The sequence below is a fragment of the Phytoactinopolyspora mesophila genome (genome assembly GCF_010122465.1).
In the GTDB taxonomy this organism is placed as follows: domain Bacteria; phylum Actinomycetota; class Actinomycetes; order Jiangellales; family Jiangellaceae; genus Phytoactinopolyspora; species Phytoactinopolyspora mesophila.
Window position 1 is genome coordinate 165104 of record NZ_WLZY01000007.1, and the last position, 15021, is coordinate 180124.

The following is a 15021-nucleotide window of genomic DNA, read 5'->3' on the forward strand; positions in this document are numbered from 1 at the left end:
TGATGCCGGCACTGGAGATCGACGACCTCCGGGTGACCTACCGCGGCTCACGTGGGGACATTCCCGCGGTCCGCGGCATCTCGTTCAGCCTCGAACCCGGAGACACGCTAGGCCTGGCCGGGGAGTCCGGATGCGGCAAATCCACCGTGGCAGCCGCCGTACTGCGCTTGCTGCCTGCCGACACCGAGGTCACCGGCCGTATCCTGGTGGACGGCGAGGACATCCTGACGATGTCCTTCGGCAAACTTCGGGCGGTGCGCTGGGCCGGCGCGTCCATCGTGTTCCAGGGAGCGATGCATTCGCTCAATCCGGTGCATCGGATCGGCCGGCAAATCGCCGAACCGATCGTGCTGCATGAGAACGTGACAGCCGAGGCCGCAGAGAAGCGCGCCGTCGAACTGATGTCACAGGTCGGGCTGCCGGCCTGGCGAGCCCGCAGCTACCCGCACGAACTGTCCGGTGGCCAACGGCAACGGGTCATGATCGCGATGGCCCTCGCGTGTGCGCCTCAGTTGATCATCGCCGACGAGGCGACCACGGCTCTGGACGTCATGATCCAGGCGCAAGTCCTCAAGCTCCTCAAAGGACTGGTCTCCGAACGCGGCATCGCCCTCGTCATGATCAGCCACGACCTATCGGTCCTGGCCGATACCTGCGAACAGCTCGCGGTGATGTACGCGGGCAAGCTCGTGGAACAGGGGCCGTCGAAGGAAGTCTTCGCTGCCGCGAAACACCCCTACGCCGCAGCTTTGTCCGCGGCCTTTCCCACCGTCGGCGATCCGGCCGAACGCCGCAATCCACACGGCCTTGCTGGTGACCCCCCTGACCCGAGCGCGCTGCCGACGGGATGCCCGTTTCATCCGAGGTGTCCGGTGGTCATGGATGAGTGCAGTTCGGCCACGGTGGAGCTGCGCCACGCCCGGCCCGACTGGAGAGCGGCATGCCTGCGGGTCGAGGACCGCGCCGCGACCACCACCACGACCGCGATGGCCCTGGGAGAAGCATGACCGAAGCGACAACCGAGCCGATCCTGCAGGCACGAGACCTGAAGGTGCGGTTCAACGCTCCGGGCGGCCGGCTCGCCCGGGCCGTCGACGGCGTGAACCTGGACCTGCGCGCGGGCGAAATCCTCGCGCTGGCCGGCGAGTCGGGCTGTGGCAAGACCACGCTGGCCCGCACGCTGCTCGGGCTGGAACGACCCACGGAGGGCACGGTGTCCTACCAGGGAACGCCGTTGCGCTATTCGACCAAGGCGCTGAAAGCACACCGCAGCGCGGTCCAGCTCGTGCTGCAGGACCCCACCGGCGCGTTGAACCCCCGCCACACGGTGTACGACGCCGTGGCCGAAGGGCTGCGTATCCACGGCATCGCCGGCAACGAACGAGACCGGGTCGCCGAGGCGCTCTCGCGGGCCGGACTCCGGCCACCGGAGAAGTTCTTCCTGACCTATCCGCACGAGCTTTCCGGCGGGCAACGGCAACGGGTGGTCATCGCCGGCGCATTGGTGCTGAATCCTCAGGTCATCATCGCCGACGAGCCCGTCGCTTCACTCGATGCGTCCGTACGCGGCGAGATCCTCGCTCTGCTCCTGCGATTGCGGGACGAGCTCGGATTGTCGGCGGTCGTCGTCACCCACGATCTCGGCCTGGCCTGGAACATCGCTGACCGGATCGCCGTCATGTACCTCGGGCGAGTAGTGGAGGACGGACCGGTGGACGAGGTCCTCATCGATCCGCAACACCCTTACACCCGTGCCCTGGTCTCCGTTCTACCCAACTCGACTATCGGCGAGCCGATCGTGCTAGCCGGTGAGCCACCGGACGCCACCCGAGTGCCGCACGGCTGCCGGTTCCATCCTCGATGCCACATCCTGGCCCAGGGAGCCGCCGAAGACGCGGGGGTCGCCGACGGCTGCCGCCACACCGACCTACCGATTCTCGACTCGCACGCACAGCGCCAGGTGGCGTGTCACTACGTACATGCCCGTGCCGGCGAGAAACACCCCATCGAGCCCGCCGCCTCGTAGTGGCCGGGTGCGTCTGGTGTCGCGGACCGGGAGTCCGCGACACCAGATATCCGGGCGGCCGGCGCGTCAAGCCAGGCGCCGGACCCGGATGACGTGGTCGGTGCGGGTACCCGGCGACTCTCCTGGCCGGTGCACAGTCACCGCGCGCTTCTCCGCCTTTTCCACCGTCCATCCGTCGAGATCCAGTGCGGCGAGAACGTCGTCGGTTGTTGGAAACTCCACCTCCGGCGGCGGTTCGGTCCAAGACGGCATGCCTTCGTGTCCCAAGATGAGCAACAGCCCGCCCGGTGCGACGGCCGCTGCCGCCCGGCGGAGGATATCGTCGCGCCGCAGAGCGACCGGTGAGTGCAGGTATGCGACGTTGACCAGATCCCACGTGCCGTCGGGGAAGCCGGCATCGAGGTCGTCACGCATCCACTGGATGCGATCGCCGACGCCGGCAGCCTCGGCGGCGGTGCTGGCTTCATCAAGGGCGGCCTTGGAGATGTCCACTGCCGTGACACTCCACCCTTGGCCGGCTAGCCAGATCGCGTCGGCACCCGTGCCGCAGCCCACGTCCAGCGCGGAATCGCCGGAACCGGCAGGGCGTTCGGTGAGTTCACTCACCAGCAGCTCATTGGGGGCTCCGCTCCACCGCCCGTCCGCGGCGTAGAAATCCTCCCAGAACTCAGCCGGTGTCCGGTGGTCATCGCCCAGGTGTCCGTGGTGGTTGGGCACTGAGTGCGATTCACCCGCTCCCCCGGAACGGTTGTTCTCGACGGCCCGGTTGACGTTCTCCATCACCAGGTCGCCGTTGATATGCGCCCCCGCCATGGCGCCGGCTGCGGCGGACGCCCCCACCTGCGCCATGGGCTCGGCCACGTTCCCGGCGACCCAAACCCCGGGCACATCCGTCCGGCCGGTGTGATCGCACGGTATCTGGGTTCCCATCCCGCTGGGGTGTTCGACCGCTTCCAATCCCAGGCCGACGAGGAAGCCGGCACGCGCCTCCATACGCGGCGCGATGGCAAGGGCGGCACGGGCGACCACCCGGCCGTCGCTCATCCGCACACCCACCAAGCGGTCGTCCGCGATCTCCAGTGCGGCGACGTCTGCCTCGTTCACCTCGATGCCGACTGCCGCCAGCTGTCCGGCCTGTTCGGCTGGTAGCTCAGTGCCGTTCCTGAAGTACACGACGTCGTCGCTCAATTGCCGGAACATCAACGCCTGATGCACCGATATGGGTCCACTCGCCAGCACACCGATGGCCTGATCGCGGACTTCCCAGCCGTGGCAGTACGGGCAGTGCAGCACATCGCGCCCCCAGCGCTCCCGCACCCCCGGAACGTCCGGCAGAACGTCGACGACGCCGCTGGCGACCAGGAGCCGGCGGGCCTGAACCGACCGGCCGCCGGCAATGGTGATCACAAAGCGGTCACCATCGCGTGCGGCGTCGACGACCTCGCCGTCAACGACCTGACCGCCGTAGCGGCGCACTTCTCCTCGTCCCTTCGCCAGCAGTTCAGCCGGCGGCGTGCCCTCGTGTCCCAGCAGCCCGTGCACTGCATTGGCCGGAGCGTTACGTGGTTCACCAGCGTCCAGCACCAGAACGGAACGCCGGCTACGAGCCAGCATCAATGCGCCGTTCAGGCCGGCCGCACCGCCGCCCAGCACCACGGCGTCATAGGTCTCTTGTAGTTCATCGGTCACGTTCGACCACCTCCCACTCGAAGCATGCATAAACGCGACCCGACAAAGCAAAGGACATTGCCACTATGGCAAAATCGAGACGTGGACCTCGAGCGGACTCTGAGCAGTATCGGTCCCCGGCTCCGCGCGTTGCGCCGGGACCGCGAGCTGACGCTGACGGAGTTGTCCCGCCAGACCGGCGTCTCGGTCAGCACCCTGTCCCGTCTGGAATCCGGAGAGCGGCGAGCCACGCTGGAGTTGCTGCTGCCGCTCGCGCGGGCCTATGACGTCACGCTCGACGAGTTGGTCGACGCGCCGCCCACCGGCGACCCCAGGGTTCACCTGCGCCCGGTTACCAGCAACGGGATGACGATGCTGCCCCTGACCCGGCGCCCCGGCGGCATCCAGGCCTACAAGATCGTCCTCCCAGCCGACCGCCGCGAGCCCGACCCGAGAACTCACGAGGGGTACGAGTGGCTCTACGTCCTCAGCGGACGCCTCCGGCTCACCCTCGGTGAGCACGATCTAGTGCTCGATCCTGGCGAGGCCGCCGAGTTCGACACCCGGGTACCGCATTGGTTCGGTGCAGCGGACGACGAGCCCGTCGAGTTTCTCAGCCTCTTCGGCAAACAGGGCGAGCGCGCCCATTTCCGCGCCCGCCCGAAGCGGTGAGCGAGCAAGCGACCCGCGAGGCGGTCTTCGCGCCGTGCGCGTGCCCGGTCGCATCGTCATCTGGACACCGGACAAGTGTGTCGCCGGAGTCGCGCTCGTCACTCACCTAGCGATGGCCGGCCGTCACGAGGCCCGAACACCCGGATAGCTTCAGCATCGGAGGCAGGCTGGCGGATGAAGAAGTCGGCCCACTGCGCCGCGTCGGGGTAGCCGCTGCCTTTGACCACGTCATCGGCGATGACGTCCAGGTCCACCGCAGTGGTCCGCAACTGCACCACGCCATCTCGCAGCAGTGCCCAGTGCGGCCCCGGGCGCCCGTACGGCATTCCGACGCTGCCCGGATTGATCACCAGGCGGCGGTCGACAAGCCGCTGGAATGGCATATGGGTGTGACCACACACCACAGTTCGCGCTTCCTCGTCAAGGGTCGAGAAGACCTCGGCCCAGCGTTCGAGGGAGCTGTCAACCAGGACAACCTCTTCGTCGTCTCGGGGAGTTGCGTGACAGAACACGGTGGGACCGAATCCGTCGATGTCGAGCCGGACCGTAGCCGCCAGCTGTGCAATGAGCTCGACCTGGTCGGGCCGCAACTGGGCGGCCGCCCACGGAGCGATGGGATCAGGGATGTCGGTTCCGCCCCCGCGGGCGAGGCTCACCAGCTCGCGCTCCGCGTTGCCATGGACCCACAGGGCCCAATCGCCCAGGTCCGTCAGCCGGTCGAGGGTCTCGACGGGCATCGGGCCGGCCGCGACGTCACCGGTCAGCACGATTCGATCAGCGGAACGTACGTCTGGCTCCTCCAGGACCGCATCGAGTGCGGGCAGGACGCCGTGGATATCGGACAGAATCGCAACCGTGGAGACCATCTCGCCAATCTTGCCACCTTGACGGTGAACGTCGACCGAGCGTGTGGCCTGTGAAAGTCCCGCACGGCTCGGGTGAACTCTGATGGCGTTGCGGGCGCCGAGCTGGATGGCGTCCGGATGCCACCTGGGTTTACCAGGGCGTCTCGTGCCTCACCATGCCTGTAGGCATGGTGAGGCACGAGAGAACCCACCAAACATGATCATCTAGGTGGGACTGGCCCCGTCAGTTGCCGACGGAGGCCGGTTGCCGCTCGTCGACGCGGTCCCGCTCTTCGAGGTACCGGGCCAGCTTGTCGCCTTCCACGTCCACGTTGGGCAGCAGCCGGTCCAGCCACTTCGGCAGCCACCAGGCCTTTGCGCCGACCAAGGCCAGCACGGCCGGCACGATGGTCATGCGTACGACGAACGCGTCGAAGGCAATGGCCGCCGCCAGCGCCACACCCACCTGGGTGATGACGTCGTCGTCGCCCAGCACGAAGCCGAAGAACACACTGATCATGATCAACGCGGCCGCGGCGACCACCCTCGAGCCGTGCTGGAATCCGACGGTAATGGCCTTCGTGGCGTTCGCGCCGTGGACAAATTCCTCCCGCATCCGGGTCACCAGGAAGACCTGATAATCCATGGCCAGACCGAAGATGACACCGATGATGAAGATGGGCAGCATGCTGATGATCGGGCCGGTCTGGTCCAAGCCGAAGATGTCCTTCAGCCAGCCCCACTGGAACACCGCCACGATGCTGCCGAACGTCGCAGCCATGGTCAGCAGGAAGCCGACCGCGGCCTTGATGGGGACGATCACGGAACGGAACACCAGCATCAGCAGGATGATCGACAACCCGACCACCACCGACAGGTAGGGCAGCATGGCATCGCCCATCTTGTCGGAGAAGTCGATGAACACCGCCGTGTTTCCGGTGACCGCCACGGCCGCGCCGTCCTGTTCAGCGATAGCTGCGAGCTCGGTGCGCAATGACTCCACGAGCTCTTCGGTCTGCTCGTCCGTGGGACCGGTGAGCGGCACCACACCGATCACGGCCGTGTCGCCGGCCTCGTTGAACGCCGGCGGCGCGGCGAAGGCCACCCCCTCGGTCTCGTTCAGCACGCCCGTGATGGTCTCGGCCGCACCCTGGGGGTTGCTGCTCTCCAAGCCGTCTACGACCACCATCAGCTGGCCGTTGTAGCCAGGCCCGAAGCCTTCGGCGACGAGATCGTAAGCCTTGCGCTGAGTGGTCTCCTCGGACAGGTTGCCGTCGTCGGGAAGGCCCAGACGCAGGTCCAGCGCCGGGAGCGCCAGCACACCCATGCCGACGATCGCCACGGCCAGCACCGCGACCGGGCGGCGGGTGATCATTCCGACATACCGCTTGCTCAGCGACTGCTTGCCGCCGTTCTCGGCCTCGGGGTCGTGGATCTTCAGGCCAGGGAACTTCCACCGCAGGACCCGGTCTCCGGCGAAGCCGAGCAGCACCGGGAGCAGGGTCAACGCGACCAGAACGGCCAGGCCGACGGTCACCGCGGCGGCCAGGCCCATTTCGGTGAGCATCGGAATGTTCACGACGGTGAGACCGACCAGAGCGATCATGACCGTGAGACCAGCGAAGACAACTGCCGAGCCAGCGGTACCGATGGCCCTACCGACGGCTTCCGGGCCCGGCCGGCCAGACATGAGCTCATGGCGGTACCGCGAGACGATGAACAGTGCGTAGTCGATACCCACGGCCAGACCGAGCATGGTGGCCAGGATGGGTGTAGTCTCCCCGATCTCGAGGAACCCGGTGGCGATGGAGATACCGGCGATGCCGACCATCACGCCGGTGATGCCGGTGATCAGCGGCATTCCGGCGGCCGCAAGCGATCCGAAGGTGATGATCAGGACGACGGCGGCGATGAGGATACCCACCATCTCACTGCCACCCTCGAAGTCTTCCTCCATGGTGGCGTCGCCGCCCGCCTCGATGGTCAACCCGGCGTCGCGCCCGTGGTCAACCGCCTCGAACAGGGCTTCGCGGGTGGCTTCGTCGAGTTCGAAGAAGTCGACGGCGTACGACACTTGCGCCAAGGCCGTGCTGCCGTCCTCGGAGATGAGTTCGCTCTCGAAGGGGTTCATCACGTCGGCGATCTGCGGCCCCGCCTCGATCTCGGCGAGCACCGATTCGACGGTTGAGGCGTTCCCCGGATCGGTGATGGACTCACCCTCAGGGGCGACGAACACCACCCGCGCCTCGGCGCCGTCCATGGAGGCGCCCGGGAAACGCTCTTCGAGCAGGTCGAATGCTTCTTGGGACTCCGTTCCCGGGATGGAGAACGAGTCTGATGTAGGGCCGGACAGGGTGGCGGCGCCGACCCCGACTCCGACGATAACCGCCAGCCATATCAGGCCGACGAGCCGGCGGCTCTGATACGCGAACCGGCCGAGCCGATAAAGAAACGTTGCCACTGAACACTCCACTCAATTCAACAAGAAGCCACCCGAACAACACCACGAAGTGGCTGTGAGCAGCCTGAGAAGTCTGGGTCTTACCGGTGAACGTCGTCGTTCGCCGGTCTGTGCGATCCCGGCTCGGGCAGGCCGGCGCGTACCTGTGCGAATGCCTGCCTGGTCAGCTCCGCCGGACTGGCGCCGCGTGGATCCGCGAGCCAGCGGTCGACCGCGACCATGGCGCACATACAGGCGGTCTGAGCCTGAAGATTCGGATACAAGTCGGCGTCCGCGTCCGTACCGGAACGCAGCGCCACCAATCCGGCCAGCTCATGCATCATTTCCTGCAGAGCGGCAAGTTCTCTGGCCATCAGCGGCGCGTTCTCACGGATGAAGACGAGCCGCGCGATTTGCTCGTCGTCGGTCTGGTCCGGCGTTTCGAACAGCCCGACCAGCGCGTTCTCGAGGGCGTCCCACACCGGCTCTTCCGGTGGCCTGGCACGGAACGCCTCGATCATCTCACCAGCGTTGTCAGCGACGACAGCGACGATCGCCTCCTCTTTGCTCGAGAAGTAGTTGTGGAACGTGCGCGGGGAGACGTCGGCGGCGTCCGCGATGGACTCCGCGGTGATGTTCCCCACACCGTGCCGCATGGCCAGCTCCATGGCGGCTTCGCTCAACGCTTTGCGGGTGGCCGCCTTCTTCCGCTCACGTAGCCCTGGTTCCATATGCACGCCCCCGACCTTATCACGTTTCTGACAGTCACTTGCAGTATGCAGTTTCAGCATTTTTACCTATTCAGCATTTTGAAAGTGACTTGCATCACGTGATCGGCATCTGTCCACGGTGGCCGATTCACCTACCATGCTTCCGCGCTCATGCGCCTCCGGCGTCGCGCAGGGGAAGGGTCTTGCCGCTACTGTGCGAGGAGGACAAACCGGACTGGCTACTCCTCCAGAGGTATCGGTCGACCCTTACGCGGCCCAGCGTCGAAGCGGCCCGAAGACCGGCACCTCAAGCCAACTGCCAGCCTCTACCTGCACGAACGTCGACACTGGCCCCTAGAGGTCGCAGCCAGAGTCCGCCGCCAGCCGAGCCGCCGCGCTTGGGTCGTGCGCGGGCAGCACGATCAGTTCCGGCTCGGCTCGCCGCAGCTCGTTCACCTGACGGATCGACGCGCGCATTCGCTTGCGATTTCCCATCCCGGACAGCTGACAGGCACCCAGCAGGTCCGCGTCGTACGTGAGGTCGCCGACCAGCAGAAGCGATGCCTGGCCGGAACGCCTGACCAGCATCGAAACCGAACCCGGTGTGTGACCGGGGGTCGGCAGGACGATCATGCTGGCGTCACCGAAGAGGTCGTGTCCCTTCGAGAACGACGCCGGCGCATGCGCGCCGAGCAGCTCCGGCGTCACCTGTTGCCATCGCAATCCAGGCAGGTCGATATGGGAGCGGTAGAGCCCGCGCGACTCCGGCAGCCGAGCCGACAACGTGGCCCATTCATCGCCGCTGACCACGATCTTGGCGCCTCGCAACGCAGGCAGCCCGCCGATATGGTCGGGGTGCAGGTGTGACAACACCACCACATCGATGTCGTCGGGACGATATCCGAATCGGGCGAGCCCTGCCTGAAGGGTGTCCTCCGGCCCTGCGACGAACCTTCCCATCCGGGCATTGACCAGCTTGTTGATCCGGCCTGGGAAATAGTCTGGATCCAGCAAGGACGCGCGGTCCTGCCCGGTGTCGAACAGCACCAGACCCGCCTTGTGCTCGATCAGGAATGCGTTGATCGGCCGCGGGCCGGTCCACCGCTTCGAGGTGAAGAGCCAGAGCGGCATCGGTTTCCAGGTCGGCCCGACATGTTCCGGCCGCATGTGCACAGTGCCGGTGCTGACAACCCTGACCCCGCTCACAGGGCTCGCCGAGTTCATCGCGTGCCTCCCGACTGCCACCGACGTGGCATCTGCCGATGATCCCAGGCATCACGTAAGATCAACAAGGTGTCGGCGCAGGCGATCGAACGCTCTGAGGGGTATTTCCAGACCCCGGACGGCGACAGCATCTGGTTCGAGGCCGCCGGAAGCGGCCCGCCGCTGGTCCTGGCACACGGGCTCGGCGGCAACGGCCTCGTATGGTTTCAACAGCTTCCGCACTTCGCCGGACGGTTCCGGGTCATCACGTGGGATCAACGCGGCTTCGGCCGTTCATCCAATCTCGCCGGGCAAGCGGGTCCCCGAACCTCCGTGACCGACCAGTTGGCACTGCTCGACCACCTCGGCGTGGAAAACGCACATTTCATCGGTCAGTCACTGGGCGGCTGGGTGGTTCTCGGCGTCGCGCTCGCCGCTCCGGACCGAGTCCGCTCACTGGTCTTGTCCAGCAGCACCGGCGGTATCCCCCAGCTGCGGCTGCCGGCATTCGACACCGGCCCGGTACGCGCCGATCACGGCGTCCGCCCGCTGGGTGTCCACCCCGCCGTCGGAGACCGGCTGCCTGCCGCCGACCGTGCCCGCGCATATCTCTACCAGGCTCTGAGTACTTTCGGGCGACGTCCGAGCGACGCCGAGTTCGCCACGATGCTGGCGAGTTTCACCCACCAGCCGGACCTCTTCGAGCACTTCGACATTCCCACCTTGTTCATCTGCGGGTCTCGCGACCCCGTCATGACACCCGCGCACGTGCGAGATGCCGCCAGCCGGATCGGCGCGGCACGCGTGGTGGAGCTCGATCTGAGTCATTCGACATATTTCGAAGACCCGGCCACGTGGAACGCCGTCGTCGACGAATTCCTGGCTAACGTGTCGACACCATGAGCCGCACTCTTCTCCTCGACCACGACGAGACCCGCCAAGCGCTCACACTCGACGCGCTCCTGCCGGCGATCCGCACTGCGCTCATCGCGACGAGCCGGCGCGAAACGTCCACGCCGCCGCGGGTCGCCGCGGTGGCGCCGGCCGGGTTTCTCGGCGCGATGCCGGGGTATGTTCCCGGGCTCGGGCTCGCGGGCAAGTTCGTCACCATCTTTCCCGGTGTGGGCCCCGGCGGCCGTAGCGCACACCAAGGCATCGTCGTGCTGTTCGACGAAGCCCGCGGCCACCCCCTGGCCTTGATGAACGGCGAGGCGATCACCGCCGTGCGAACGGCGGCAAGCGCCACCGTCGCCGTCGAGACCTTGGTCTCCCCCAGCATCCGGCGGATCGCGGTGATCGGCGCCGGCACCCAGGCACGTGCGCAACTCGAGATCCTCGATCATCTCGGCCTTTCCACCAAGGTGATCGTGGCTTCCCGTCGCCCGGAGCCGGCCGCGGCCGTGGCTCGGCTGCACACCGTCGAGTCGGCCCGCACGGTCAGCGAGGCGGTATCGGATGCCGACGTGATCTTCTGCTGCACCGACGCTACCGAGCCCGTGATCGATTACCGCTGGCTGCGCCCCGGCGCACACGTCAGCTCGGTTGGTGGTTCCAGGGGCTGGGAGCTCGACCATTCCACCGTGTCCCAGGGAACGCTCTTCGTCGAGTGGCCCGGTGCCATATCGGCACCGCCCCCGGCTGGCGCGCACGAGCTGCAAGACCTTCCGGATGAGCACGCCACCCTGATCGGCTCGGTGCTCTGCGGCGACGAACCGGCGCCTGCCGCGGATGTCCTGACCGTCTACAAGTCCACCGGATACGCCGCCCTCGACGTCGCTGCCGCGGCGGCGGCGTACGACGTCGCCCTGCAAGCCGGCCTCGGCACCTGGGTCGAGTTGTAACAGCCCGGTGCGGCGTAGTCTGGATCGCATGGCCGTCGTTCCACTTGTTCTCGAACTCGATCTCCTCACGCCCATGGCCACCACTCCGCCGCAGGACCCGCTCTCGGCGCTTCGCGCCCGGAACCGCACCCATCTCACCGACGTCATCGAAGGGCTTCGCCGCGGCGCCCGCGACCAGCATGTGGGCGGGCTGATCGCCCAGTGCGACGGCGCGGCATACTCCCCCGCCACCGCGCAGGAACTGCGTGAAGCGGTCCGAGAGTTTCGCCGCTCCGGCAAGCCGGCCGTGGCGTGGGCGCAGAGCTTCGGTGAGCTCGCGCCCGGCACCGTCGGCTACTTCCTGGCCACCGCCTTCGACGAGATATGGCTTCAACCGTCGGGCGACATCGGCCTGACCGGCCTCAATGCCCGGGCGGTTTTCTTGCGCGAGGCACTGGACCGGCTGGGCTTACACCCAGAACTCGGCCAGCGCTACGAATACAAGAACGCCGCCGACACGTTCACCCAGGCCGAGTTCACCGAGGCACACCGGGAATCGCTGGGCCGGATCGTGGAGTCCACCGGCGATCAGCTGCTCGAGGCCGTGTGCAAGTCGCGGGGTATCGCCATCGAACGGGTACGTGAGCTGATCAACAGCGGCATCATCGGCGCCGCGGCCGCGAAGTCGGCGGGCCTCATCGACCACGTCGGCTATCGCGACGAAGCGTATACATCAATGGCGCGGCGGGTAGGTGGCCGGATGCGACTGCGCTACGTCGGACGGTACAACCAGTCCGCCGTCAAGAGCCGCGCCATGCTGGCGCCCGTCACCCGCAAACGTGGCTGCGTCGCGCTGATCTACGGACACGGCCCGGTCACCGTAGGCCGCAGCTCGGCGAGTCCGATGAGCGGCGGATCAATGGGCTCGGAAACGATCAGCGCCAGCCTCCGCGCGGCCGCGCGGGACGAGTCGGTGAAGTCGATCGTCTTCCGCGTGGACAGCCCCGGCGGCTCTTACGTGGCGTCGGACACGATCCGCCGCGAGGTGTTACAGGCCCGCCGGGCCAAGCCGGTGATCGCCTCCATGGGAGCTGTCGCGGGGTCCGGAGGCTACTTCGTCTCGATGGGCGCCGACGTCGTCGTCGCGGCTCCTGCGACCATCACCGGATCCATCGGGGTGCTCGCCGGCAAGATGGTCATCAAGAAGCTGCTGACGCGCTTGGGTGTTCGTATGGACAGCGTCAGTGTCGGTGAGCAGGCCGGGATGTTCTCCCCCAGCGAGCCGTTCACCGACGCGCAATGGGAGATCATCGATCGATGGCTGGACGGCGTGTACGACGACTTCGTCGCGAAGGTCGCCCACGATCGCGGCATGGCGCGGGACGACGTCCACAGCGTCGCCAAAGGCCGGATCTGGACCGGAGCTGACGCGCATCGCCACGGGCTGGTCGATCAGCTCGGCGGACTGGTCACCGCCGTGGGTCTCGCGCGGATCCGGGGCGGACTGCCGGCCCGCAACGATCTGTCCGACGTTCGCACCTTCCCGAAGGTGTCACTGCTCGACCGCATGCGCCCGGCCGAATCAAGCCAGTCTCCGGCCGCCACGTCGGTGGTGATGCGGGCATGGGGGCCGATGACGCACCTCGCCGCGGCGCTCGGACTACCTGCTGCCGGCCCGCTGACCATGCCGTTCTCGCTGAATACGGCCAAATCTCTCGGCGAGTGGAAGTAGCGGCGGCACGAGCCGCCGGGCTCGCGGAGTTCCCGGCAAGGCCACAATTGCCCGGGAATCTAAGGACTTAAGACCCTAAATCCCCACGATCGCACCCCGTATACATAGGGGGGCGAGCATGAAGAAGCGGAGGATGCTCGCAGGGTGAGTGCTTCGGCACCACCGAAACTGCGGGACCGGCCCCAGGGGGATGGGCCGGTCCCGCGCTTCGTCGGCGCACATCTGCAGCCGTCGCATCGCTGCATACGGCCGATGTGAGTGAACCACCCTTGGTTTGCCACCTTGGCGGCGCCAACGTCAGTCAAGATTATCCTGACATAGCGCCAATTTCACTTGAAAGATCACTCTCCGGTGATCCGAGGTGCCCGCCACATCGCCCACAGGGTCGGCCCGCCCTCCGAGAGCCGGAGGCTTTCGCTGACCTCGAAGCCGAGACGTTGGTAGAACGCGAGATTCTCCGTGTTGGTCGTCTCCAAGTGGACGCCTAGACCGGCGCGCTCCGCGCGGCGCAGGCCGGGCACGATCACTTTCCTGCCAAGCCCACGACGCTGCAGGCCAGGATCAACGGCCAGGAAATGGAGATAGGCGTGCGGCACCCGTGGAGTCACCTCTCTGATGCGCGCCAGGCCCTTCCCGATCGCCGCCGTGCGCCCGTCGCCCACCAGGGCGGTGAGCAGGCCGGAAGCCCGGGCAAGTAGCGTGCGCAGTTCCCGTGCCGTATGGACCGATAGCGCACTCATCTGTTCACGTATTCCATGGGTCGGAAAGGGCCCGTGCTCGCCGGAGCGTGGCACGTCCACGACACTACGGCCTCCCGCGTCTCATGCGAGGGCTGGGACGTCCAAGCTCAGCGTGGCGGTCTTGGCGTCGAGCGTCGCGGCCACACCGAACGGGATGGTCAGCGTCTGCGCGCCGTGCCCGAATCCGAACTGGGAGATGATCGGCACGCCGAAATGCTCGAAGCGGTCGGCCAAGAGGTCTTCGATCGGGTCGCAATCGCGGGAAGAACCGAGCACGACGGCGGCTACCCCGTCCAGCCAACCGGTGCGCAGCATGTGGGTGAGGTAGCGGTCGATGCGATATGCCTCTTCGCCCACCTCCTCGATCATGAGGATCCCGCCGGCGACGTTCGGACGACCGGTAGGAGTCGCCAGCTCAGCCGCCAGCAGGCTGATGCAGCCGCCTACTGTCACGCCTAGGACGCGGGCATCTGCGCCGTCGAGACTGCCCAGGGTGACGACCTGGGCCTGCTCGGAGGTGAGCGTTTGCACCGACTCCGGCTCGAATAGAGTTTGCCGCAAGTGCTCCGCGGTGCCGGCGTCTCCGATGAACGAATCTGCGGCCGCCATGGGCGCATGCAACGTGGCCACCCCGAGGCAGTTGGCGAACGCTTCGTGCAGAGCGGTGATGTCACTGAATCCGACTAAGGCCTTGGGCTCTGCCTGCGCCATCGCCGACCAGTCGAGGAGGTCGACCATACGCTGTGCACCGTAACCGCCGCGAGCGCAGACGACCGCGGCCACCGAAGGGTCGCACCAGGCCGCTTGCAGATCAGCGGCGCGGTCGGCGTCAGCGCCGGCTAGGTAATCGAAGCGCTCGTGGCGGTCTGTGACGTGAGGCGCGATGCTCACATCAAGCCCCCAGCCGCGCAGAATATCGCAGCCAGCGTCCAGCCGGTCTTTCGGCACCGGACCGCTCGGCGCCACGACGACCACTCGATCGCCTGTCGTCAGTCTGCGTGGCCGGGTCAACGGTTGCAGGTTCATGGCGTCATCCTGGAATCTGTCGTGGGGTCACCGAGGGGAATGCCACGGCTCGTCAGCGGCAGGCACGTTACCGTACCACCGGCGCCGCGCGCGAGCACGCGACACGGCGATTCTCGCCCCACCTTTTCCGCCCTGCCGC

General features: G+C 66.9%; 13 protein-coding genes. 6 read left to right on the forward strand and 7 right to left on the reverse strand.

Translation table 11 applies throughout. From position 1 onward, the window contains the following. The first annotated feature begins 2 nt into the window (after window positions 1-2). On the forward strand, window positions 3-1007 hold the full coding sequence (locus tag F7O44_RS19740) for an ABC transporter ATP-binding protein (RefSeq protein WP_162452001.1): 1005 nt from the start codon (window positions 3-5) through the stop codon (window positions 1005-1007). Then, the gene (locus F7O44_RS19745; protein WP_162452002.1) at window positions 1004-2026 is read left to right on the forward strand and encodes an ABC transporter ATP-binding protein; all 1023 of its coding nucleotides are present in this window, start codon (window positions 1004-1006) and stop codon (window positions 2024-2026) included. Before F7O44_RS19740 ends, F7O44_RS19745 begins: the two co-directional genes overlap by 4 nt. 66 nt (window positions 2027-2092) lie before the next feature. Here F7O44_RS19745 and F7O44_RS19750 read toward each other — a convergent pair whose 3' ends face one another. Next, window positions 2093-3715 (reverse strand): FAD-dependent oxidoreductase, encoded by a 1623-nt coding sequence (locus F7O44_RS19750; protein WP_162452003.1) that lies wholly within the window; start codon window positions 3713-3715, stop codon window positions 2093-2095. Window positions 3716-3739: 24 nt separating this feature from the next. On the opposite strand from F7O44_RS19750, the gene F7O44_RS19755 reads away from it, so the two are divergent. Next, window positions 3740-4366 carry a helix-turn-helix domain-containing protein gene (locus tag F7O44_RS19755; protein WP_162452004.1) on the forward strand — a complete coding sequence of 209 codons (627 nt, stop codon included), beginning with the start codon at window positions 3740-3742 and terminating at the stop codon, window positions 4364-4366. 98 nt (window positions 4367-4464) lie between these two features. Here the strand turns inward: F7O44_RS19755 and F7O44_RS19760 are convergent, their stop codons facing one another. From F7O44_RS19760 to F7O44_RS19775, 4 genes are all read right to left on the reverse strand, one after another. After that, a complete protein-coding gene (locus tag F7O44_RS19760; protein ID WP_162452005.1) occupies window positions 4465-5232 on the reverse strand; it encodes a metallophosphoesterase family protein in 768 nt (255 codons plus the stop codon). A 223-nt stretch (window positions 5233-5455) separates the two neighbouring features. After that, the gene (locus F7O44_RS19765) at window positions 5456-7672 is read right to left on the reverse strand and encodes an MMPL family transporter (protein WP_162452006.1); all 2217 of its coding nucleotides are present in this window, start codon (window positions 7670-7672) and stop codon (window positions 5456-5458) included. Window positions 7673-7752: 80 nt separating this feature from the next. Next, window positions 7753-8382, reverse strand: coding sequence for a TetR/AcrR family transcriptional regulator (locus F7O44_RS19770; RefSeq protein ID WP_246221274.1), 630 nt, complete (start codon window positions 8380-8382; stop codon window positions 7753-7755). A gap of 333 nt (window positions 8383-8715) precedes the next feature. Further along, on the reverse strand, window positions 8716-9585 hold the full coding sequence (locus F7O44_RS19775) for an N-acyl homoserine lactonase family protein (RefSeq protein ID WP_162452008.1): 870 nt from the start codon (window positions 9583-9585) through the stop codon (window positions 8716-8718). Window positions 9586-9654: 69 nt separating this feature from the next. Between F7O44_RS19775 and F7O44_RS19780 the strand changes: the two genes are divergently transcribed. The 3 genes from F7O44_RS19780 to sppA are packed head-to-tail and all read left to right on the forward strand — an operon-like array spanning window position 9655 to window position 13116. Then, a complete protein-coding gene (locus F7O44_RS19780; protein ID WP_222851522.1) occupies window positions 9655-10467 on the forward strand; it encodes an alpha/beta fold hydrolase in 813 nt (270 codons plus the stop codon). Then, the gene (locus F7O44_RS19785; RefSeq protein WP_162452009.1) at window positions 10464-11405 is read left to right on the forward strand and encodes an ornithine cyclodeaminase family protein; all 942 of its coding nucleotides are present in this window, start codon (window positions 10464-10466) and stop codon (window positions 11403-11405) included. The genes F7O44_RS19780 and F7O44_RS19785 overlap by 4 nt, the downstream gene beginning before the upstream one ends. Window positions 11406-11433: 28 nt before the next feature. Beyond that, complete coding sequence (gene sppA / locus F7O44_RS19790; RefSeq protein WP_162452010.1) at window positions 11434-13116, forward strand: signal peptide peptidase SppA; 1683 nt, start codon at window positions 11434-11436, stop codon at window positions 13114-13116. Between the two features lie 341 nt (window positions 13117-13457). Here sppA and F7O44_RS19795 read toward each other — a convergent pair whose 3' ends face one another. Then, window positions 13458-13856 carry a GNAT family N-acetyltransferase gene (locus F7O44_RS19795; protein ID WP_162452011.1) on the reverse strand — a complete coding sequence of 133 codons (399 nt, stop codon included), beginning with the start codon at window positions 13854-13856 and terminating at the stop codon, window positions 13458-13460. 81 nt (window positions 13857-13937) lie between these two features. Further along, a complete protein-coding gene (locus F7O44_RS19800; protein WP_162452012.1) occupies window positions 13938-14882 on the reverse strand; it encodes a S66 peptidase family protein in 945 nt (314 codons plus the stop codon). Between the last annotated feature and the right edge of the window lie 139 nt (window positions 14883-15021).

Excerpts from the sequence above, each read along its gene's own strand:
- F7O44_RS19760 (WP_162452005.1), bottom strand. The coding sequence starts at position 5,232 with ATGGTCTCCACGGTTGCGATTCTGTCCGATATCCACGGCGTCCTGCCC.
- F7O44_RS19755 (WP_162452004.1), top strand. The coding sequence starts at position 3,740 with ATGCATAAACGCGACCCGACAAAGCAAAGGACATTGCCACTATGGCAA.
- F7O44_RS19745 (WP_162452002.1), top strand. The coding sequence starts at position 1,004 with ATGACCGAAGCGACAACCGAGCCGATCCTGCAGGCACGAGACCTGAAG.
- sppA (WP_162452010.1), top strand. The coding sequence starts at position 11,434 with ATGGCCGTCGTTCCACTTGTTCTCGAACTCGATCTCCTCACGCCCATG.
- F7O44_RS19740 (WP_162452001.1), top strand. The coding sequence starts at position 3 with ATGCCGGCACTGGAGATCGACGACCTCCGGGTGACCTACCGCGGCTCA.
- F7O44_RS19775 (WP_162452008.1), bottom strand. The coding sequence starts at position 9,585 with ATGAACTCGGCGAGCCCTGTGAGCGGGGTCAGGGTTGTCAGCACCGGC.
- F7O44_RS19785 (WP_162452009.1), top strand. The coding sequence starts at position 10,464 with ATGAGCCGCACTCTTCTCCTCGACCACGACGAGACCCGCCAAGCGCTC.
- F7O44_RS19795 (WP_162452011.1), bottom strand. The coding sequence starts at position 13,856 with ATGAGTGCGCTATCGGTCCATACGGCACGGGAACTGCGCACGCTACTT.
- F7O44_RS19770 (WP_246221274.1), bottom strand. The coding sequence starts at position 8,382 with ATGGAACCAGGGCTACGTGAGCGGAAGAAGGCGGCCACCCGCAAAGCG.
- F7O44_RS19800 (WP_162452012.1), bottom strand. The coding sequence starts at position 14,882 with ATGAACCTGCAACCGTTGACCCGGCCACGCAGACTGACGACAGGCGAT.